The 19,204-nt window shown below is 67.7% G+C and carries 22 protein-coding genes; 14 read left to right on the top strand and 8 right to left on the bottom strand.

What is annotated here, in order from left to right:
- Positions 1-2 precede the first annotated feature (2 nt).
- From ACV7NN_RS03040 to ACV7NN_RS03015, 6 genes are all read left to right on the top strand, one after another.
- A complete protein-coding gene (locus tag ACV7NN_RS03040) occupies positions 3-1,409 on the top strand; it encodes a hypothetical protein (RefSeq protein ID WP_463348109.1) in 1,407 nt (468 codons plus the stop codon).
- Between the two features lie 208 nt (positions 1,410-1,617).
- Positions 1,618-1,923 carry a hypothetical protein gene (locus ACV7NN_RS03035; RefSeq protein WP_463348108.1) on the top strand — a complete coding sequence of 102 codons (306 nt, stop codon included), beginning with the start codon at positions 1,618-1,620 and terminating at the stop codon, positions 1,921-1,923.
- A 63-nt stretch (positions 1,924-1,986) separates the two neighbouring features.
- Positions 1,987-2,463 (top strand): hypothetical protein, encoded by a 477-nt coding sequence (locus ACV7NN_RS03030; protein ID WP_463348107.1) that lies wholly within the window; start codon positions 1,987-1,989, stop codon positions 2,461-2,463.
- Positions 2,464-2,551: 88 nt separating this feature from the next.
- On the top strand, positions 2,552-2,773 hold the full coding sequence (locus ACV7NN_RS03025; RefSeq protein ID WP_463348106.1) for a hypothetical protein: 222 nt from the start codon (positions 2,552-2,554) through the stop codon (positions 2,771-2,773).
- A 99-nt stretch (positions 2,774-2,872) separates the two neighbouring features.
- Complete coding sequence (locus tag ACV7NN_RS03020) at positions 2,873-3,436, top strand: PadR family transcriptional regulator (RefSeq protein ID WP_463348105.1); 564 nt, start codon at positions 2,873-2,875, stop codon at positions 3,434-3,436.
- A 2-nt stretch (positions 3,437-3,438) separates the two neighbouring features.
- Complete coding sequence (locus ACV7NN_RS03015) at positions 3,439-5,151, top strand: DHA2 family efflux MFS transporter permease subunit (RefSeq protein WP_463348104.1); 1,713 nt, start codon at positions 3,439-3,441, stop codon at positions 5,149-5,151.
- Positions 5,152-5,235: 84 nt separating this feature from the next.
- Here the strand turns inward: ACV7NN_RS03015 and ACV7NN_RS03010 are convergent, their stop codons facing one another.
- Positions 5,236-5,937, bottom strand: coding sequence for an NAD(P)-dependent oxidoreductase (locus tag ACV7NN_RS03010; protein ID WP_463348103.1), 702 nt, complete (start codon positions 5,935-5,937; stop codon positions 5,236-5,238).
- Between the two features lie 94 nt (positions 5,938-6,031).
- Between ACV7NN_RS03010 and ACV7NN_RS03005 the strand changes: the two genes are divergently transcribed.
- Complete coding sequence (locus tag ACV7NN_RS03005) at positions 6,032-6,469, top strand: MarR family winged helix-turn-helix transcriptional regulator (RefSeq protein ID WP_463348102.1); 438 nt, start codon at positions 6,032-6,034, stop codon at positions 6,467-6,469.
- Between the two features lie 112 nt (positions 6,470-6,581).
- Here the strand turns inward: ACV7NN_RS03005 and ACV7NN_RS03000 are convergent, their stop codons facing one another.
- A complete protein-coding gene (locus ACV7NN_RS03000) occupies positions 6,582-7,673 on the bottom strand; it encodes a serine hydrolase domain-containing protein (protein WP_463348101.1) in 1,092 nt (363 codons plus the stop codon).
- A 94-nt stretch (positions 7,674-7,767) separates the two neighbouring features.
- A complete protein-coding gene (locus ACV7NN_RS02995; protein ID WP_463348100.1) occupies positions 7,768-8,982 on the bottom strand; it encodes a citrate/2-methylcitrate synthase in 1,215 nt (404 codons plus the stop codon).
- A gap of 91 nt (positions 8,983-9,073) precedes the next feature.
- Here ACV7NN_RS02995 and ACV7NN_RS02990 point away from each other — a divergent pair, with 91 nt between their 5' ends.
- Together ACV7NN_RS02990 and ACV7NN_RS02985 are read left to right on the top strand one after the other, a co-directional pair.
- Positions 9,074-10,342: a citrate/2-methylcitrate synthase gene (locus tag ACV7NN_RS02990; protein ID WP_463348099.1), complete on the top strand. Its 1,269-nt coding sequence runs from the start codon at positions 9,074-9,076 to the stop codon at positions 10,340-10,342.
- Positions 10,343-10,473: 131 nt separating this feature from the next.
- Positions 10,474-11,112: a putative glycolipid-binding domain-containing protein gene (locus ACV7NN_RS02985; protein WP_463348098.1), complete on the top strand. Its 639-nt coding sequence runs from the start codon at positions 10,474-10,476 to the stop codon at positions 11,110-11,112.
- A 21-nt stretch (positions 11,113-11,133) separates the two neighbouring features.
- Here ACV7NN_RS02985 and ACV7NN_RS02980 read toward each other — a convergent pair whose 3' ends face one another.
- Positions 11,134-12,438: an MFS transporter gene (locus ACV7NN_RS02980; RefSeq protein WP_463351224.1), complete on the bottom strand. Its 1,305-nt coding sequence runs from the start codon at positions 12,436-12,438 to the stop codon at positions 11,134-11,136.
- Between the two features lie 80 nt (positions 12,439-12,518).
- Positions 12,519-12,959, bottom strand: a complete 441-nt coding sequence (locus ACV7NN_RS02975; RefSeq protein ID WP_463348097.1) for a hypothetical protein — start codon at positions 12,957-12,959, stop codon at positions 12,519-12,521.
- Positions 12,960-13,111: 152 nt separating this feature from the next.
- Between ACV7NN_RS02975 and ACV7NN_RS02970 the strand changes: the two genes are divergently transcribed.
- Genes ACV7NN_RS02970 through ACV7NN_RS02950 form a run of 5 tightly spaced genes read left to right on the top strand, consistent with a single transcriptional unit; the run spans position 13,112 to position 16,490 of the window.
- Positions 13,112-13,465, top strand: a complete 354-nt coding sequence (locus ACV7NN_RS02970) for a hypothetical protein (RefSeq protein WP_463348096.1) — start codon at positions 13,112-13,114, stop codon at positions 13,463-13,465.
- A 1-nt stretch (position 13,466) separates the two neighbouring features.
- Positions 13,467-14,450 (top strand): FAD:protein FMN transferase, encoded by a 984-nt coding sequence (locus ACV7NN_RS02965; protein ID WP_463348095.1) that lies wholly within the window; start codon positions 13,467-13,469, stop codon positions 14,448-14,450.
- Complete coding sequence (locus tag ACV7NN_RS02960) at positions 14,443-15,000, top strand: ferric reductase-like transmembrane domain-containing protein (RefSeq protein WP_463348094.1); 558 nt, start codon at positions 14,443-14,445, stop codon at positions 14,998-15,000. The genes ACV7NN_RS02965 and ACV7NN_RS02960 overlap by 8 nt, the downstream gene beginning before the upstream one ends.
- Positions 14,997-16,250, top strand: coding sequence for an NADH-ubiquinone oxidoreductase-F iron-sulfur binding region domain-containing protein (locus ACV7NN_RS02955; protein ID WP_463348093.1), 1,254 nt, complete (start codon positions 14,997-14,999; stop codon positions 16,248-16,250). Before ACV7NN_RS02960 ends, ACV7NN_RS02955 begins: the two co-directional genes overlap by 4 nt.
- Positions 16,251-16,262: 12 nt before the next feature.
- Positions 16,263-16,490: a ferredoxin gene (locus tag ACV7NN_RS02950; protein WP_463348092.1), complete on the top strand. Its 228-nt coding sequence runs from the start codon at positions 16,263-16,265 to the stop codon at positions 16,488-16,490.
- A 13-nt stretch (positions 16,491-16,503) separates the two neighbouring features.
- Here the strand turns inward: ACV7NN_RS02950 and ACV7NN_RS02945 are convergent, their stop codons facing one another.
- From ACV7NN_RS02945 to ACV7NN_RS02935, 3 genes are read right to left on the bottom strand one after another with little or no spacing between them, the layout of a single operon-like run.
- Positions 16,504-17,577 (bottom strand): hypothetical protein, encoded by a 1,074-nt coding sequence (locus tag ACV7NN_RS02945; RefSeq protein ID WP_463348091.1) that lies wholly within the window; start codon positions 17,575-17,577, stop codon positions 16,504-16,506.
- Entirely contained in the window at positions 17,574-18,200 is a 627-nt protein-coding gene (locus ACV7NN_RS02940; RefSeq protein ID WP_463348090.1) for an ATP-binding cassette domain-containing protein, read from the bottom strand. Before ACV7NN_RS02940 ends, ACV7NN_RS02945 begins: the two co-directional genes overlap by 4 nt.
- Positions 18,191-19,012 (bottom strand): peptidoglycan-binding domain-containing protein, encoded by an 822-nt coding sequence (locus ACV7NN_RS02935; protein ID WP_463348089.1) that lies wholly within the window; start codon positions 19,010-19,012, stop codon positions 18,191-18,193. The genes ACV7NN_RS02940 and ACV7NN_RS02935 overlap by 10 nt, the downstream gene beginning before the upstream one ends.
- Between the last annotated feature and the right edge of the window lie 192 nt (positions 19,013-19,204).

Here is a 19,204-nt window from a genome sequence, read left to right as displayed (position 1 = left end):
CGGTGACCGGCGCGCAGGTCGCGACCGCTGTCGCGGTCGCCATGAGCAAGCTCGTCATCCAGACCGGTGCTGCTGAAGCCTTGGTCACCATCTCGGCCACGGTGGTCTCGACCTACCACCTTGCTGACGAGGCCCTTGCCATCGGGGTGACGAACCTCAGTCTCGCGGGCAGTGCCTTGGGGTTGACGATCGCGCAGGATGTGGACGCTGCGAACGCGGGTATCGTCACCCTCGGTTCGGCTGGTGTTCTGCTCGGTTCGGTCGTCTTGGCCCTCGGTCTGGCTGTCGACTCGTTCATCGGTGGCCTCGGGGACGAGCTCGTCGACTCGCTCGGCCCGGGGCTGCAGAAGACGATCGATGACTTCGCGGAGGACCCGATGTGGCTCATCGGCAGCGGGGCACTCTTCGCTGCCTTGTTCGGCACGAACACAGGGAAAGCCTTCTCGATGAACGATGTCTTCGCGCGGACTGTCCTGCGGATGGAGTCGTCATTGGGGAAGGCAGGGCCGTTCTACGACGACCTCGTGCGGGGACTGATCGCGTGCGGCAACAACCTGGGCTGGTTCGTCGACGACGAGGCCGAGCTCGGCCCCTCCGGGCTGAGCGAGGACGGACTTGCACGGCTTGCAAACGATCGCGCCGCAATGAGTTCGAGCGCAATCTACGGGAGAGGCGATGGTCTCGAGGTGGATGTCAACGGTCGGATATTGCCCTCCGATATTGCGTCACTCTTTGCGAGTGGCCGCCAAATCGATGACATAGGCAAGGACCAGTTTGCGACGATACGCGTCATCACCTGCACCGACGATCTGGGGCGCATCACGGGCTACACGGTGCAGATCCCGAGCACCCAGGCGGCTCTTCCGTGGCGAGGACTTGCCCCCAATGACCTTACGGCTGATCTCCATGCCATGTTGGTGGGCAGTCAGACGGAACTCGCTCGCGTCGTGCTCGAAGCGATGAGGGAAAGCGGGATCCCATCCGGGCCCGGGGGGCCGCCCATTCTTCTCACGGGATTCAGTCTGGGCGGAATCACGGCGGCAGCGCTCGCAGCGGACGACACGGGATACAACATTCGCAACGTCGTCACCGCGGGCTCGCCGATCGGCTTGATCGGTATCCCTGATGATGTCGGCGTGCTTGCTTTCGAGGCAGCTCAGGACGCGGTCCCGACCCTCGACGGGACGCCGAATCCATCGACATGGACCACTGTCCGCCGTGATGCATTTGCCTTGGCGACCGAGAACCCAGGGGGCACGATTCGACCCGACCAAGCACATGACCTCGATCGTTACGCGCGAGCGGCCGTCGCGAACCCCGAGTTGAATTTCGATCCAGAGCTCGTCAAATTCTTCACGGGACATCTGGAGGTAGTCGACTATTACGCCAAGACCAGGCAGAGAGAGTGACGTGAAAAGCAACCGACCCCGATTTCTAGCAGCGCTATCATTTGCCATCGTGTTGCTGACTGCGGGATGCTCGCCGGGACGACTTGGTGGCCAGACCGAGGAAAGTGCGCTTACCCAGGCTCGTGGCGTCGATGGAATTGCAGACGCGATCATCGTCGTGGGTGGCAGTTATAGCGGGTTCCACCGTGACGCGGGCACCCTAGTCTCAGTGAAGCTTGTCCCCGGCTATAAGGTAGCCAAAATGCCAGACCTGGCCGAGTTTATGGTCCGCATCGGCTGGTCCGTGCACGTTGAGGAGCCCAACAGGGACCTAGCCTTCGAGATACAGGAAACGCCAAACGAGGAACTCGAGCAGGCTTTCAAGGACGCAGGCTGGAGCTTTCCGAGCCGTCCCGACGCGCCCTTCGTGTATATCCCCCCTCAGATCGTGCGGACACATCTCGGACCCTGGCCGGGACCTGTCCCTGAAACGCCGGAGGGCATGCTCGTCCGTGATAGCGCGGTTGCACATTGAGAAGTTGCCTGGCCGCGTGACGTCCAACAGCGGGAGAATGAGACAACGCGAAGGAGCACGGCTATGGCTGTCCAGACCCGCACCACAGAAGCGACCACCTACATCAGCGAACGGCGACACGTCGGCACCCGCGAACTCGCCGACTTCCGCCGTGCATCCACCGAACGCCTCAACCGCATTGCGACAGAACTCGGCGGCGTCGCGGGCCCGTGTACCACCATCTTCCACGGACCGGTTAGCGACGACGAGGACGGGGACGTGCAGAACGCGATGCCTGTCATCGGCGAGATCGCCGCGTCCGATATCGCCGAGCCGACCATCCTCCTCGTGGAACCGGCCCGCGAAGAGGCGTACCTGCGCATCACCAAAACTCAGTACGAGTACCCTGCGATCCTCGGCATCTACGACGAGGTCTACGGGTGGCTAACCCACCACGGCTACACGCCGTCCATGGCGCCGCGAGAGATCCTCCTCGTCGATGTCGAGACCGCCGGCCCCGACGATCATGTCTGCGACGTCGCGGTTCCCTTCACCCGCTGAAAACTGCCGCCCACACCCGGGACAGCACAGGCGAAAGTTCACCCGACGGGGGATGGCCGTGTGTCATGACCGCGCGTACCCTTCGACCATGACACGCAAGCATGGCCACCACGACGGCGAATACGAATGGGACGGCGAACCCATCGCCGACGGCGACGACATCGTCAGGGACTACGAAGACGGCACCACCGACACCGAAGAAGAGCGCGAACAGACCGCATACAACATCGCGCTCAACGCCTCCGGCGGAGGCTTCGTCAATGACGAAAAGTTCGACGACGGAGGCTTCAACGCCCAAAACAACCCGTGACCGGTGCCGTCGGGGAGACCCCAACGGCAATGTCCGCGACATCCCCGACACGCACACACAGCGATTGACGTGAAGGACTAGTCGTGCGAGAGTAGTCGCGTGTCATCTATCCGTCTGTTCATTCTGGGCTCGCTTGAGGAGCGCGGCCCGATGCACGGCCACCAGCTCAGGTTGCTTGCCGAGCAGGAACATGTGAACCTCTGGACCGACATCACCGTCGGTGCGCTCTACGGCGCCATCAAACGACTGGCGAGCGAAGGGCTCATCGCCGAGGAGCGGACAGAACGCGAAGGCGCCTACCCGGAACGGCAAGTCTGGCAGATCAGCGAAGCGGGTCGCGAATCCCTCCGGGGGATGCGTTTCGACGGCCTCCGCGCAATCGTTCTCAAGCCGGACCCGTTCGATCTCGCCTTCACGAAACTCGACAGCGCGAGCCTCGATCTGCTGCCCGAAACGATCCGGTCGCGCATCCGCGCGCTGGAGGCGATGATCGCCGACTCGGAATCGCATCTCAACCACGTCGAAAAGTACCTGACCAAAGCCGAGAAGTTCGTCATGAGCCACAAGACGGACCGCCTGCGCGCCGAAGTGGGATGGCACACCGAACTCCTCGCACAACTTCCGGACATCATCACGGACGAACGCGCCCGAAAGGACCACTGACCATGTCTGAAACGCCACCGAACGAACCAACCCAGCGCGACCTCGAACATCCCGCCGAACCACACCACGGTGCTCACGCGGGAGCGCACGCGCTACCCGACGTCGTGCCCGACGGCGCGAACCCCGAACCGCACGTGGGCGCTCACGCAGCCCCCGTGGATTCGGCCACGGAAGCCGGCGCTGCGGCTGACCCGGCGGCTCCGGCCGGTGTTCTGACCGAGACCGACACATCCGCGCCGGGCAGCGCATCCACCCCGGCCGCGGCAAGCGGACGACCACCCGCGCCGGTCGTCCCGCGGCGCGCCTGGAACGCCCTGATCGTGCTCATGGTCGGCATGTTCATGGCATTGCTCGACACCACCATCGTGAACGTCGCCCTTCCGACGATCCGCACGAGCCTCAACGCCTCCGAAGCTACGCTCTCCTGGATCATCTCGGGCTATGCGCTCGCGTTCGGTCTCGCGCTGATCCCGTCCGGGCGTGTCGGCGACCGCATCGGGCACAAATGGGTCTTCTTCACCGGCCTCGCGCTCTTCACAGTCGCAAGCCTCTTCTGCGGTCTCGCGCAGAACGACCTGCAGCTGATCGTCTCGCGTGTCGTCCAGGGTCTCGCCGGCGGTATCTTCGTCCCCGCGGTCACCGCCATGATCCAGTTGCTCTTCGTCCCGCAGGTCCGCGGCAAGGCGTTCGCGATCATGGGCGCCGTGATCGGTGTCTCGACCGCGCTCGGCCCGATCGTCGGCGGCCTGATCATCCAGGCGTTCGGAAACGAGAACGGCTGGCGCCTGGTGTTCTGGGTCAACCTCCCGATCGGTGTGGTCGCCCTGATCGCGGCCGCCATCCTTCTTCCGGCTGGCAAAGAGGGCCACGGCCGCACCGGCACCGACTGGTTCGGACTGGTACTGCTCTCGGGCGGGCTCATCGCGATCCTGGTGCCGCTCATCGAAGGCCAGGACCAGGGCTGGCCGCTCTGGACCTATGTGACCCTCGCCGCCGGCGTCCTCCTGATCGGTGCGTTCGCGTTCTGGGAGCTCCGGGTCGCGAAGGCGGACGGATCGCCCCTGGTTCCTCCGCACCTGTTCAGCCACCCTCAGTTCACCGGCGGCGTCGTGCTCGCCCTCGTGTACTTCGCAGCGTTCACCAGCATCTTCTTCACGATCTCGTTGCTCTGGCAGGCGGGCCTCGGGCACACCGCCCTCGAGTCCGGCCTCGTGTCGATCCCCTTCGCGATCGGCAGCATCATCGGCGCGGCCCTCAGCGACAGGCTCTCGAGACAACTAGGGCGCACGGTGCTCATCATCGGCACGGCGCTCGTGGTGATCGGACTCGTGTGGGTCTGGCTGGTGCTCCTGATCGTCGACGCGGCCGACCTCACCAACTGGGATCTCCTCGCCCCGCTGTTCATCGCCGGCTTCGGCAACGGCCTGTTCATCGCGCCGAACGCCCAGTTCATCGTCGCCACGGTCGATCGATCCGAGGCGGGCTCGGCCAGCGGTGTCATCAGCGTGATGCAGCGCATCGGAAGCGCCATTGGGATCGCGATCATCGGCTCCGTGCTCTTCGGAACACTGACCATTACCGCTCACACCCCGCAAGCCGTCGCCGACGGGTTCGTGACGGCGGCAGCCAACGCTCTCGCGGTCAGCGCCGCGTTCAGTGTGGTGGCGTTCCTCCTCGTGTTCGCTCTGCCGAAGCGCGTCTCCATCCCCGGCTGACCCGCGCCCCGAGCCCGTCGAGTCCGGGAAAAGTCCGCCTGATTGTCGCGAATCGGCGGACTTTTCCCGGACTCGACCGCAGGTTCAGCGCGAAAAGGCCTCCTGGCGCAGGAGGTCGATGACGCGGGGATGCGTCGAGACGGTCGCGACTGCGGCGCAGGTCCGGACGTACTCGTCTCCCGAAGCGAGGCGGAGCATGAACGCGGCGAGGTCGGCACGGGAGGTGAACCGCTCGGGGAGCTCGATCTCGGCGTCGATGTAGTCGGTCACCTGCGGCGTCTCGAACAGCCCGGAGGGACGCACGATCGTGAACGCGAGGTCGCTCTGCTGCACGAGGTGCTCCATCCGGAGCATGTCCGCGTACAGCTCCTTGCCCAGCGTCTTCGTGATGAACGGCTTCAGGACCTTCTCGAAGAAGAAGCCGCCGCCCGTGTCGTGGTAGCGGGTCGCCGGATCCGTTGCGCTGGAACTCACGCAGACCAGGCGCTGGATGCCGTGCCGGTCCATCGCGGCGATGATGTTCGCGATCCCCACGGAGTAGACGCTGATGGGTTTGCGTCCGTAGGGAACGCCCAGCGCCGACAGCACCGCGTCGTGATCGGCGACGGCACGATCGACCGCATGCGGGTCGTGCACATCGGTCGCGAGCACGGACAGGTTCTCGTAGGCGATCGGGAAGGCGTCGGGATGGCGGGTAATGGCCGTGACGGTGTGTCCGGCATCCAGCGCCTGACGCACCACGAGACGCCCGGTACCCCCATTTGCGCCGAAAACGACTATGTTCAACGTGTCCTCCTCAGTTCGCCGTACAATACGAAAAAGGTATCATATGGAAACCAAAATAAATGGGGATGCGGACGATACGCGCCGGCGGCGACGAATGGCGACCGCGATCAAGCTCACGATGCGCGAGTTCAACAACCAGATCTCGCTCCTCAACCACCAGGTCGGCTCGCGCGTCGACCTGCGGGACGTCGACCTCGACTGCCTGGACGTCATCGCGATGCACGGACCGATGAGCCCCAGCGAACTCGCCCGTCGTGCGGGACTCCACCCGGCGACGATCACGGGGATCCTCGACCGCCTGGAGAAGAACGGCTGGATCGTGCGCGAGCGCGACGCGACCGATCGCCGGGCCGTCCAGGTGCGTGCACTGCCCGACCGGACGGGTGAGCTCTTCCGGCTCTACTCCGGGATGAACGGCTCGGTGGACGGAATCCTCGACGGCTACGACGAAGCGCAGCTCGCGGTGCTCGCCGACTTCCTCGACCGTGCGACGGCGGCGGGCCGCGCCGCCACCGACGAGCTCGCCGACTGAGTCGAGGCCGCGCCGTCGAGTGTCGCCGCTACCGCCGAGAATCGCCCGTACGCCGGCGATTCTCGGCGCGGGCGGCGACGCTCGGCGGTTACGGCGACGCTCGGCGCTTGAGTCAGCGGCACCCGTCGAGCAGCGTGTCCGCCAGGTCGGAGTTGTGGCGGAGGGCTGCGCGCCGCGGCGCCGCCAGGTTCGTCAGGTAGACGAACACCAGGCCGCGCCCCGGATCGGCCCACGTATTGCAGATGCTGCTGCCGTTGTGACCGAACGTCCGCAGGTCCGCGTGGGTCCCGGTCGGTCGCCGCACACCCGTGGGGCCGCCGAGCTGGAAGCCGTGCGCCCACCGCACCGGATGATGCATCAGCTGGTCGACCTCGCCGTCGCTCGACACGCGCCTCGCCTCCTCGATCGTCCCGGCCGCAAGCACCCGCACATCGTCCAGCTCGCCGCCGCCCAGCAGCATTCGGTAGAAGGGCGCGACGGCCCCCGCGGGCGCCGAGATGCTCGCCGCCGGGATCACTGCCTGTCGCACGATTCGCCGATTGAAGACGACGCGCCGCACTCGGTCGGTCATCACCTGTTCGCGCAGCGGCACATGCCGCGGCCAGCCGTCGTCGGTCAACCCGAGCTGAATGTCGCTCAGCCCGAGGGGCGCGAGCAGGTTGGCCTCGACGAAGGCGCGCACGGGCATCCCGGAGACGCGCTCCATGACCTCGCCGAGCACGAACCCGTACGACAGGATGTGGTATCCCACGACCCGGCCCGCCGGCCACCAGGGCGTGGCGTTCTCGGCGAGTGCGATCGACCGGTCCCAGTCGGCCATGGCAGCGACATCCCCCAGGAGGCCACCGCTGGAGAACGGGATGCCCGCGCGATGGGTGAGCACGTGCCGGAGGGTGATCCGTTCTTTCCCGTTGCGCTCGAATGCCGGCCACTGCAGCGCAACCGGGTCGTCGAGGGCGAGTTGTCTCCGTTCGGCGAGCAGGTGCACGGCCAGGGCGACGAACGGTTTGCTGACCGAGAAGGTCCAGAACAGGGCGTCGGACGCGCATCCGAAGTTCCTGTCGAGCACGACCTGACCGTCGCGAAGGACGCAGAGCTGGGCGGATGCCCCACGCGCGTCGACGAGGGCGACCGCGCGTTCGAGGGCACCAGGATCCATGCCGACATCGCGGGCGGACGCCTCGACCCAGTCGACGTCTGACACTCTTCGCGTGTACGTTCGCGCGGGTGCCGCGAGGCCGAGAGCGTCACTTCCGGCCGAGCGGGTCAGGCGTACCGTTCACGCTCGACCGCACGTGTCACGCTCGATCGCCCGGCGCAGGCGCCGGCGCGGCAGGCACCGGCGCGGCCGGCGCGGACCCAGCCGGCGGGTGAGCGGGCGGCCCGACGTACCGCGACGACGGCCGGATGATCTTTCCCTCGGCCGCCTGCTCGAGGATGTGCGCCGTCCAGCCGACGACACGCGCCGCCGCGAACGTCGGCGTGAACATCTCCCGCGGAATCCCGCAGAGCTCCATCACGACCGCAGCGTAGAACTCGACGTTCGTGTGCAGCTCCCGCCCGGGTTTGAGCTCGGCCAGGAGCGCGAGCACCCGGGATTCGACGGCGGTCGCGAAGGCCACCCGCTCGCCTCCGAAGCCGAGTGCGATCGATCGGAGCATCCGCGATCGCGGATCTTCCGTGCGGTACACCGGATGCCCGAACCCCATGATCCGGTCGCCGGACAGCACGGCATCCGTCACCCACTCGTCGATCCGGTCGGGGGTCCCGATCGCATCGAGCGTGTCGAGCGCCCGGCTGGGTGCGCCCCCGTGCAACGGGCCGGACAGGGATCCGATCGCCCCGACGACCGCCGATCCCAGGTCTGCCCCGGTTGAGGCGATCACCCGCGCCGTGAAGGTGGAGGCGTTGAAGCCGTGGTCGATCGCGGCCGTCATGTAGGCGCTGATCGCATGCTCGGTGCGCGCATCCGGGACCGTGCCCGACAGCAGGTACAGGTAATTCGCCACGTGTCCGAGGTCGCGCCGTGATGGGAGGACGCGTTCGCCGCGACCCAGCCGGTGGAGGGCGGCGAGGACCGGGGGAGTGACCGCTGCGATCCGGATGGCCGCGTCGGCCCGCGCATCCGCGGACGTGTCGAAAAGCGGACGGATACCGTCCGCTGCCGCCAACGCACCGAGCGCGATCCGCAGCCCCGCCAGCGCATCCGAGCCTGTGACGTGCGAGATCGAGGGAAGCATCGCGCTCACCGCATCCGGAATCGACCGCGCCGCGGCCACGCGCCGCCGGAACGCCTCCAGCTGGGCGCGCGACGGCAGTTCGCCGAATAGCAGCAGGTACCAGGCCTCCTCGAACGTGCGCGAGCTCGCGAGTTCCACGGCCGAGTACTGCCGGTAGTGGTAAAAGCCTTCGTGTCCGCGCACGTCGCCGAGCGCGGTCTCTGCGGCGACGACGTTGGTGAGTCCTCGGGGCACCTCGATGAGCGTGTCGTCCATGCGGTCGGTGGTGAGCATCGCCGTCTCCCTTGTCTCCGTTGGTGCTATCGTCAGTCTGATATTGCTCTAAGCGCACGTCAACGTTGATTCGATCAACCTGGAGGACGCTATGACCGAGACGGACCTGCCGACGCTGACGGCCGAGCAGACGGCCGCGCGGCTCGGAGTAAAGCTCGAGACCCTCTACGCGTATGTCGCGCGCGGACGCCTCGGCCGCACACGAGGACCGCACGGCTCGGCCTTCGACCCCCTCGAGGTGGAACGGTTCGCAGCAGCGCGCCGACCACGCACCACGCCCGCAGTGAGTCAGGGGATACACGGCCACTCCGACGGACGGCCGCTCATGGTCGTCGAGACCGACCTCGCCCTGATCGAGGACGACCAGCTCTTCTACCGTGGCCGCGATGCGACCGAGCTCGCGGCGCACGAGCCATTCGAACAGGTCGCCCACTGGCTGCTCACCGGTGTCGACGATCCGGATGCGCGATTCCGCGCGCATCCGGAGGCGGTCGCGCGGGCGCGTTCTGTCACGGATGCGATGCCCGCCTCCGCCACACTCCGGGACCGACAGCAGGTGGCCGTCACGACGCTCGCAGCTCTCGATCCCCTTCGCCATTCGCTCGACCCGGCCGACGTCGTCCCGGCGGGCGAAGCGCTCGTCGCGGGGATGGTGGCCGTGCTTCCCGACGCAGGTCCTGTCCCCGCCTCGGCGTTCGGCGCGGCATCGGGTCCACGCGATTCCCGCCTCGCCGACGTGCTCTGGTCGAAACTCTCTGCACATCCAGTGCAGCCAGCCGGCATCGCGGCCCTCAACGGCGCCCTCATCCTCCTCATCGACCACGACATGTCCATCTCGACGCTGGCCGCGCGTGCTGCCGCATCGGCCCGTGCCAACGTGTACGCCCTCGTCACAGCCGGTCTCGGCGCACTGGACTCGCTGCTCCATGGCAACGCGAGTGTCGAGGCGGCCCGGATGCTCGCGCGCATCGTCGCTGGTGAGACCCCGGAGCGCGTCGTCGCGGACACGGTCGCCGCGCGCGGCGGAGCCGTTCCCGGGTTCGGGCAGCCGCTCTACTCCGGTATCGATCCACGGGCCCGCGCAATCCTGGGGATGCTCGCCGACATCGAGGGAGCACAGCCCGTGCTCGAGGCGGCGCAGCGGACGGCGCGGGTGATCTTGGCGCGCACGGGGGCGCATCCGAACGTCGACTTCGCGCTGGCCGCCCTCACACTCGCGACCGGCATGCAGGCCGACGCCGGCGAAGTGATCTTCGCGACAGCGCGCTCGGTCGGCTGGATCGCGCACGCTCTCGCCGAATTCCGGGAGCGGCCGCTGCGGCTGCGCCCTGTCGGCCGCTACGTCGAGCCGGTCGCGTGAACTCATTGAGCCCGGGAAAAGTCCGCCTGATTCGCCCGAATCGCGGATTTTTCCCGGGCTCGACTCCTGTTGGGAGCGTCGGGGGATGCGCGTAGCGTGTCGAGCGGACCGAGCGACCAGAGGAGGGGCCCGTGAGTACGAACCCGGAACGCACACGATTCGTCGCCTGGCACGGCGACGAGGACCCCGACCGGCTCGAAGCCGCCACGATCACGCTCGCGGCCGACCGCTTCAGCGCGCTCGGCACCTCGCGCGCCGCCGACTACACGACGAGCTGGTCGCTCGAAACGGGTCCTGGATGGGTGACCGAACGTCTCGAGGTCGGAGTCACCGGCCACGGCTGGTGGCGTCACCTCACCCTCATTCGCGAGCCGTCCGGCCGCTGGCGCTTCGAGGTCGAGCTGGACGGCGACGCCGGCCTTCCCGCGCCCGGCATCGTGGATGCCGCGTCGATCGAGGGCGCCCTGGACTGCGATCTCGCTCTGTGCCCGGTGACGAACTCGATGCCGATCCTGCGGCTGGGGCTCCTCGACGCTGCAGGAACCGAGACTCCGCTGGTCATGGCGTGGGTCGATCTGCCGTCCCTGCAGGTCATCCGCAGCGACCAGGTCTACCGCGGAATCCGGCCGTTCGACGCGGGGGAGGACTCCGCGCTCGTGCGGTACGAGAGCGCCAACCGTTCGTTCATGGCCGACCTCACCGTCGACGATGACGGCCTCGTGATCGACTATCCGTGGCTTGCGAAACGGATCGCACCGACCGGCGAATGACACGCGCGCGCGGCGGGAGCCTCAGGGGGTGGGGGAGAGGGCGTCGTAGTGGCGGAAACTGCGCTGGACGCGCACGATCACGCCGACCGCCACGATGATGACGAGACCACCGAGCAGCGGCGGGAACCAGAGCACGCCGGTCAGCGCGAGGACGCCGACGTACAGGTCACCGAGGCGCGGACCGCCGGCGACGACGACCGTGAAGATGCCCTGCAGGCGGCCGCGCATCACGTCCGGAACCGAGGCTTGCAGGATCGTGGTGCGGAAGATGGCGCTCACATTGTCGGCGGCGCCCGATCCGGCCAGGAACACCGAAGCGATCACCAGGGCGGGCAGGTTGGCGTCCGCGATGTTCTGGCCGACAGCGCCGCCCTTGTTGCCGAAGGCCACGACCGCGAGCACGATGCCGAACCCGAGGATGCAGCCTCCGTACGCCATGATTGACCGCCCGACTGCCCGTCCCTGCCAACGCACATGCCCGATGCGGCCGGAGAACACACTGCAGACGAGCGTACCGACCGCGCCGGCGGCCGTCAGGATGCCCACGGTCACCGGCCCGCCGCCGATGAGCAACGCTCCGACCGCCGGGAACAGGGCGCGGGGCTGCCCGAAGGTCATGGCGATGATGTCCAGGATGAACGTCATACGGATGTTCGGAGCCGACTTCAGGAATCGCAACCCGAACATCACCGATTCGAGCCCAGCGCTCTGCCGCTCGCCTTCCGGGATGATGCGGGGAAGGGTGAAGATCCCGAGGAACGCCGCCGTGAACAGGACGACGTCGATCGTGTAGGTCCACGGGATGCCGACGGTAGCGACCAGGAGGCCTGCGAGCGCGGGGCCCACCGTCACCATGACGCCCATACTGATGCCGCTGAGCGCGCTGGCGGCGGGGAGCAGCCGGTTCGGCAGCAGGCGGGGCGTGATCGCCTGCCGCGTGCTGCCGATCACGGTGGCCGCGACCGCGTTGATCGTCGTGAGAACGTAGAGCGGCCAGACGACGCGGATGTCGAGCCAGGCGAAGACGGCGATCCCTGCGGTCGAGGTCCACGCGAGGATCGCGGACACGAGTGCGACGGTCCGCCGGTCGAATGCATCGGCGAGCACACCGCCGTACAGGCCGAAGACGACCATCGGCGGCAGTGCGAACAGCGCCACGAGGGAGACGGCGAGGGTCGAACCCGTAATGGCGAAGATCTGCAGGCCGACGGCCACGATCGTCATCTGGCCGCCGATGCCGGAGATGGCGCCTCCGACCCACAGGCGCGCGAACGCCGGGGATTCCTTCAGCGGCGAGAGGTCGACGAAATGGCGCCTTCGGGACAGTGTCGGGCCATCCGGCCCTGCGGGTGGTGCGTGCGGTTCGAGCGGCTCCGCGTCGTCGCTTCGGTCGCGGATCCGGCCGCTCAGAATCGGGGCTTCTTGCTGAGCGCCACCGCAGCGACCGAGAACACGACACCGGCGAGCATGATCGTCACGGTGACGGCCTGCAGCACGACCATGAAGAACGGCAGGAAGGGTGTGACGGATACCCAGAGCCAGAGGATCGCTCCGATGAGCGTGATCACGTAGCTGAACGTGCGGCGTGCGTAGAGGGCGTTGAGGGCCACGACCGTCGCGGCGATGGAGACCTGGAACAGGGGGAGTGCGTTCTGCGGCTGGTAGGTCCAGGTGGCGACGAGGCTCCAGACGCCGAAGACAAGTGTCGCCAGCACGACCAGTGTGGCGAGCAGGTTGCCCAGGGCGCTCGGCAGTTCAGCGCTGAGGCTGCGGACGAGTCCGCCCACTTCGTCGTCTTCGACGATCTCGATGGTCTGCTGGGTCGGTGCGATCTCTGCGTGGCTCACAGCGAGAATCCTACGCTGCGACGGCCCTCATCCGCGAAGCGCTCCGCCACCGGGTCCTAGACAAATGATGGGTAACGCTCAGGGTGCTTGGACGCCGATGTCCGAAAGTCGATTCATCAACAGGAGAACACTCGACCCCGGAGGTGGAAGACATGGATACTCGCTCAGCAGGCAAGCGCACAGCGGCACGGGTGACGGCGTTCGTCGGGCTTTCGAGCCTGGCCGCAGCAGGCATCACGTCGGTCGTGCTGTTCTCGGGTTCGCAGTCGACGGCGTCCACAGGATCGTCGACCTCAGGGTCCGGGACCTCCCATTCGTCGTCGGATGATTCGTCGACGGGCTCGTCCTCGTCGGACGACTCGTCGACCGGCTCCGACTCGTTGTCGACCGGCACCGGTTCCTCATCGTCGGGTTCCTCCTCGTCGTCAGGAACCAGCTCGTCCGGTTCCTCATCGGTCGGCCAGAGCCAGGGCGGCCCGTCCCAGGGCCAGTCCTCGGGGTCGTGACATGAGTGCTGCCACCGCCGACTGGGATCTCTGGAGCACGACCGCCCACCTCGTCGTGACCAAGCCGAGCGTTCTGGCGCGGGCCGAGCGCATCGCGCGCGAAACCACCGATGCTGTCGGGCTGGCCTGCAGCCGGTTTCGCGACGACTCTGAACTCTCACGGGTGCAGTCCGTGCCCCGCTCGGGTGCGTCCATGCGGGTGAGTCCCCTCCTCGCCGACCTCATCCGTGCCGGATTGTGGGCCGCAGCGCTCACGGACGGGGCCGTAGATCCGACGCTCGGGAACGATCTGCTCGCGCTCGGCTACGACCGCGACCTCGCCCGTCTGGAACCGTCGCCGGTGAACCGCCCGTTCACGGTGGCGACGGTGCCGGCACGCCGTCCCGGCTGGCGAGGTGTCGGCCTCGACGGGAATCGCCTGACCCTTCCCGACGAGGTGCGACTCGACCTGGGAGCTTCGGCCAAAGCGTTCGCCGCCGACCGCATCGCCGAGCGCATCGCGACCGAACTGGGCTGCGGCGTGCTCATCTCGCTCGGGGGCGACATCGCGACCGCGGGACCCGCCGTAGGTGGCAGCTGGGAGATCCTGGTGCAGGACACCCCTGCGGATCCCGCCCAGCAGGTCGCCCTTCCCGCGCGTAACGCCATGGCGACGTCCAGCACGCGCAAACGGCGCTGGAGCCAGTCCGGGATCCCACGACACCACATCCTCGACCCGCGGTTCGGACTCCCGGTCGACCCGGTCTGGCGCAGCGCGACGGTCGCGGCATCGTCGTGCCTGCGCGCCAACGCGCTGAGCACGGCCGCGATCGTGCGGGGGGCGGATGCACCCACCTGGCTGGGCAGGATGGGCGCGGATGCGCGCCTCATCGACCAGGCCGGTCGCGTCGTCATCACCGGCGGCTGGCCCGCGGACCCCGAACACACCGCCTCCGCCGCACCTCGTTTCGCTGCCCGAACCCTCTCGGAGGTCCACCATGGATGAGGCGCTCTGGGCCTTCGGCCGCGCCAGCGGTCTCATCGCGCTCGGCCTGTTCACCGTCTCGGTGCTGCTGGGCATCACCAACCGGTCCGGGCGTCCGCTGCCCGGGATGCCGCGGTTCTCCGTGGCGCTCGTGCACCGTAACGTCGCACTGCTCGCATCGATCTTCCTCGTGCTCCACGTGGGCACCCTCATTCTCGATCCGTTCTCGAAGCTGACCATCGCGGACACCGTGGTGCCGTTCCTCGGCGCGTTCAAGCCGTTCTGGCAGGGTCTCGGCACGGTCGCCTTCGACCTCGTGATCGCGATCGTGGTCACGGGCCTGCTGCGTCGCCGGATCGGTGTCCGCACGTTCCGGTTCGTGCACTGGTTCACCTACGCCATGTGGCCGATCGCGGTCCTTCACTCGATCGGAAACGGAACCAACGGTACGAGCGGATGGTTCATCCTCTTCTCCGTCGTCGCATCCGCACTGGTGCTCGCCGCCGTGATCTGGCGCGTCTCGGCGCGCTTCGGCGAGACCGCCCGAACCCGGCAGGAGACCCTCTCGTGACCATCGTCGACGACAACCCGCGCGTCGGACTCCAGGACGAGGTGCCCGTGGACCTGAACCGTCTCTTCGCCGCCGGAGCCGGCGCAGACTACTCGACCCATCTCCGCGCACACGGGGCATTCGACCCGCGAGGTGCCGCCCTGCCTCTGCAGCGCGAGCTGGAGCGGTCCGGGCTGACCGGCCGCGGCGGCGCCGGGTTCGCCGCCTGGCGGAAATTCGATGCCACCGCGGCGGCCGCGGGCGAACGCGCCTTCGCAGGATCGGCGACGGTGATCGCCAACGGTGCCGAAGGAGAGCCGCGCAGTTGGAAGGATGCGGTGCTCCTGAAGAACGCCCCCCACCTCGTCATCGACGGTCTGCTCGCCGCGGGCGCCGCGCTCGGGACCTCGCGGCTGTACGTCTATGCGTCGCCGGCGAGCCTGGAGACCGTGAGCGCGGCGGTCGCCGAACGACGCGACGCGCGCGGGATCACCCTCGTCGCCGCGCCCGACACGTTCATCTCGGGTGAGGCGTCGGCGGTCGTCAACTCGATCGAGAACGACGATGCCCGTCCCCGCGATCATGTGCGCCGACTCAGCGAGAGCGGTCTGCGCAAGCGCCCCACTCTCGTGCACAATGTCGAGACGCTCGCCCATGTCGCGCTGGTCGCACGGCACGGAGCGGACTGGTTCCGCTCTGCGGGAACCGCCCGCGACCCGGGAACCCGACTCGTGACGGTGTCGGGGGATGTGGGGCGCGAAGGCGTCTTCGAGATCGCCGGCGACACGCGGGTGCGGGATGTGCTCGCCGCGGCGGGTGTCGACCGCGCGAGCGCCTCCGCCGTGCTCGTCGGCGGCTATCACGGCACGTGGTTGCGGGGGGACCAGCTCGACCTGCCGATCTCGGTCGCCGGACTCGCCCCTGCCGGCGCGTCGCCCGGTGCGGGGGTGCTCGTCGTATTGGGCCGCAACCGGTGCGGACTCGCGGCGACAGCCGACATCGTGGAGTACCTGGCAGCCGAGTCCGCACAGCAGTGCGGACCGTGCATGTTCGGTCTCCCGGCGCTCGCTCAGCGGATGTCCGGACTGGCCGCCGGGCGTGTCAAGCGCGACGCGGTGGCGGACGCCATCCGTCTCGCCGACTCCGTCACGGGCCGCGGCGCCTGCCACCATCCCGACGGCTCAGCGCGTCTCGTACGGAGTGCGCTCGTAACCTTCCATGACGATGTCCAGGCGCACCTTCATGGCCGCTGCACACGGGCTGCCGGCTGAGGAGGATGTGAGATGGCCGGAACACGACTGCACATCGACTGGACCGCCTGCGATGGGCGCGGACTGTGCGCCGAGCTCTTGCCGCGCGTCATCACCCGGGACGAGTGGGGTTACCCGGTCGCGCGCGGCGGCGATGCCTCGGCGCGCAGCGACATCCCGATCCGGGCGGCGGATCTCGAGGCGGCGGACGAGGCCGTTGCGCTGTGCCCGCTCGTCGCCCTGCGGCTGCTCACCGACTAGGGTCGCTGCGGCCTCAGCGCTCTTTGAAGTACCGGAACAGGTGCTTCTCACGCGTCAATGACAACGCAACGGTCGTGCCGGCGGCGACACCACACAGCGCGGCCAACGGAATACGGAGGCCCGACACCAGCGTGGACATGACGTCCTCAGGATTGCCGGTTGCGGCGAACAGTGCGGCGGCTGCAGCGCAGACGCACAGGACGGGCACGACCCAGCTCGTCGTTTCGAGGCTGACCGTGGCTGCGAGGCCACTTCGACGTACCCCGCAGTGGAGACTCGAGGCGAATTCCATCCGTCTCAGCCTGACAGCGAGGAGACCGAGCGTTGCGCTGGCCACGAATGCGGCGGGAACTGTGAACCGCGTGATCCGATCGTCGAGGCGTCGCTGGCCGTCGAAGCTCGTGCCGAGGCTGGCGTTGAGCTGGCCGAGCACGGGTTTGGTCTCGCCGGTCGTGGCCGACGGCTTGAGAGTGGTCAGGAGGACGGAGGCGAGGTTCGGCATCGCCGGCCAGACGTCGACCCAGCATTCATCGAAGGCTCGGTCCGTCGACGTGACGATGAGAGCCGCGTAGCCGTACCCAAGCCGTCGGCCGTCATCGGGGTAGTCGTACGTCCCCGCGACCTTTGTCGCTCCGCTGGTCGTCTCGAGGATGTCACCCGTGCTGCGCCCCAACGTCTCCGCGGCGTCGGATGACAAGATGACACCCACGCCATGCACCGGCTGGTTCGTCAGGAGGCGCGCGAAGCCAGCGGTCACCTCTTTGACGGCGATCGGCGAACTCGGCAACGCCGAGGCGCGTATTCCGGGCTCTCGGTTCCGCACCGCTCCGGCCGCAGTGACCCCATCGATCGAGTTCAGTGACTCGCAGGCGCTGCCCTCAATGTTCCCTTCGGCGGCGAGTGTCAGCGTCGACGCGCCGGACGTGCGGAACCGGTTCGCGTCCTCGACGATCTGCCGGATGGCGAGTTGGTCCGCACAGAGAAGAGTCACGGCCACGACGCACAGTGCGAATGCGAACGTGAGCGTCCGGGTCGTGCCAGAGCGGATGTTCCTCCAGGACTCGCGAACGATCGCCTGCGCCTTCATCCGCGATCCCTCGACGCCGACGAGGCGAGCGCGCCGAGGTCGATGTGGTCGGTGCAGGCATCCCGTGTCCGGGCGTCGTGGGTGGCCACTACGACGATGGTGTCCGCGTCGGCGGTCAGGGCGATCGCTTCGTTCACAGTGCCGGCGGTCGACGGGTCGAGCTGAGCGGTCGGTTCGTCGACGAGAAGGATGCTCCGCCGGCCGGCGATCCCGCGTGCGAGCATCAACCGCTGGGCTTCACCGCCCGACAGCTCCCGAAAGGGGCGCTCGGCGACCTGGTCGAGTCCGAAACGCCGGAGCAGTTCGATTGCTCGCTCGTCCGCTTCGGTCGGCGCGTAACCGTGAGCGAGATAGGGAAGGGCGACGTGGTCGACTGCGCTGCGTCGGGCGACGCCGTGCGGGTTCTGGAACACCCAGCTCACCGTCGTTGCCGTGTCCGTCGTCACTTCGCCTTCGGTCGGATGGGTCCAGCCGGCAAGGATGCTGAGGAGGGTGCTTTTGCCCGACCCGGATGGGCCGGTCAAAGCGTAGACGTGACCGGGGACAAGCGTCGCGTCGAGCCCCCGGAACAGCCAGGGTCGGCCCGGGAACTTGTGCCCCACATTCTCCAGCGTCACCGACATGACGGCTTCTTCCTCGGCGCGATGTCCACGACTGTCGGGTGCGTTCGCCCCTCAAAGAGGACGAACGTTTGTCCGAGTTGCGATCCGGCCACCGTGACGGGGATGCTCGTGCCGCCGGACCTCACGCACCCCTGGGACGCGACGACGCCGTAGACGGAACTCGGTGGCACCACCGCCACAGCGATGGGCGAGGTGAGAGCCAGGCTCACGCTGATGCTCGGGTTCTCTTCGCCGGGCTGAAGTGCTCGTGAACCAGCGCTCGCTGTCAGGATGCCCAGGGCTTCGCCGACCAGTTCGCCGTCAGTCGTGACCGGGATCTTCGTATCCAACACGGTGACGACCCGGTCACCGGCGACCAGATCGGTCGGCCATGCTCGGATGGCGGCCTGCGAGATCGACCCGGCCAGATGCGAGACGGGAGCTCCCTGATCGACCGTCGTACCGGCAGACGCGTCGCACGCGGAGAGCGTCGCTGTCGGCGACGGGATCCAGACGATGCGCGACAGCGGTGTTCCGGGCGTCGAATCCGTGGTGCTCCCGATGTCGCGGAATGCGGCCGCGAGGGCCGAGGCCGTGGATTTTCCCATGACGCCATCGACGTCGACGGTATGGCCGAGCCGCGTCAGTTCGGTTTGCAGCGCCCGAACGTCGTCGCCGCGGTCACCGGGCGCCAGGTCGCGCCAGAGCGGTATGGATGTCGACAGGGTGAGCATCGGCTGACCGTCGATGGACAGCAGCGAGGTACCGGACGCGATCTCAGCCCCGACACGGCAGTCCGAGCGAGTGATCCGCCCGCTTCGCGGTGCCGTCACGGGGACATCCGGCTGGCGGGAGATCTCAAGTTCAACCGATCGTTCGTCACTGAACGTCGATGCGATCACCGGTGCCGTCGATGCGTCCCGTGCTGGACTGAGAACGCCCGGCGATGAAGGCGCAAGGTAGATCGCAGTCCCCGCTGCACCGAGCGCCAGCGCAGCCACTGCGCCCACGAGCCCCGCAGTCCA

Source organism: Leifsonia sp. Ger2509 (assembly GCF_055231915.1).
The sequence above is the reverse complement of the archived record's forward strand: the minus strand, read 5'-3'. Positions and strand labels throughout refer to the sequence as shown.

Excerpts from the sequence above, each read along its gene's own strand:
- ACV7NN_RS03025 (WP_463348106.1), top strand. The coding sequence starts at position 2,552 with ATGACACGCAAGCATGGCCACCACGACGGCGAATACGAATGGGACGGC.
- ACV7NN_RS02970 (WP_463348096.1), top strand. The coding sequence starts at position 13,112 with ATGGATACTCGCTCAGCAGGCAAGCGCACAGCGGCACGGGTGACGGCG.
- ACV7NN_RS02945 (WP_463348091.1), bottom strand. The coding sequence starts at position 17,577 with ATGAAGGCGCAGGCGATCGTTCGCGAGTCCTGGAGGAACATCCGCTCT.
- ACV7NN_RS03005 (WP_463348102.1), top strand. The coding sequence starts at position 6,032 with ATGGCGACCGCGATCAAGCTCACGATGCGCGAGTTCAACAACCAGATC.
- ACV7NN_RS03030 (WP_463348107.1), top strand. The coding sequence starts at position 1,987 with ATGGCTGTCCAGACCCGCACCACAGAAGCGACCACCTACATCAGCGAA.
- ACV7NN_RS03015 (WP_463348104.1), top strand. The coding sequence starts at position 3,439 with ATGTCTGAAACGCCACCGAACGAACCAACCCAGCGCGACCTCGAACAT.
- ACV7NN_RS02940 (WP_463348090.1), bottom strand. The coding sequence starts at position 18,200 with ATGTCGGTGACGCTGGAGAATGTGGGGCACAAGTTCCCGGGCCGACCC.
- ACV7NN_RS02950 (WP_463348092.1), top strand. The coding sequence starts at position 16,263 with ATGGCCGGAACACGACTGCACATCGACTGGACCGCCTGCGATGGGCGC.
- ACV7NN_RS02960 (WP_463348094.1), top strand. The coding sequence starts at position 14,443 with ATGGATGAGGCGCTCTGGGCCTTCGGCCGCGCCAGCGGTCTCATCGCG.
- ACV7NN_RS02990 (WP_463348099.1), top strand. The coding sequence starts at position 9,074 with ATGACCGAGACGGACCTGCCGACGCTGACGGCCGAGCAGACGGCCGCG.
- ACV7NN_RS02965 (WP_463348095.1), top strand. The coding sequence starts at position 13,467 with ATGAGTGCTGCCACCGCCGACTGGGATCTCTGGAGCACGACCGCCCAC.
- ACV7NN_RS02995 (WP_463348100.1), bottom strand. The coding sequence starts at position 8,982 with ATGCTCACCACCGACCGCATGGACGACACGCTCATCGAGGTGCCCCGA.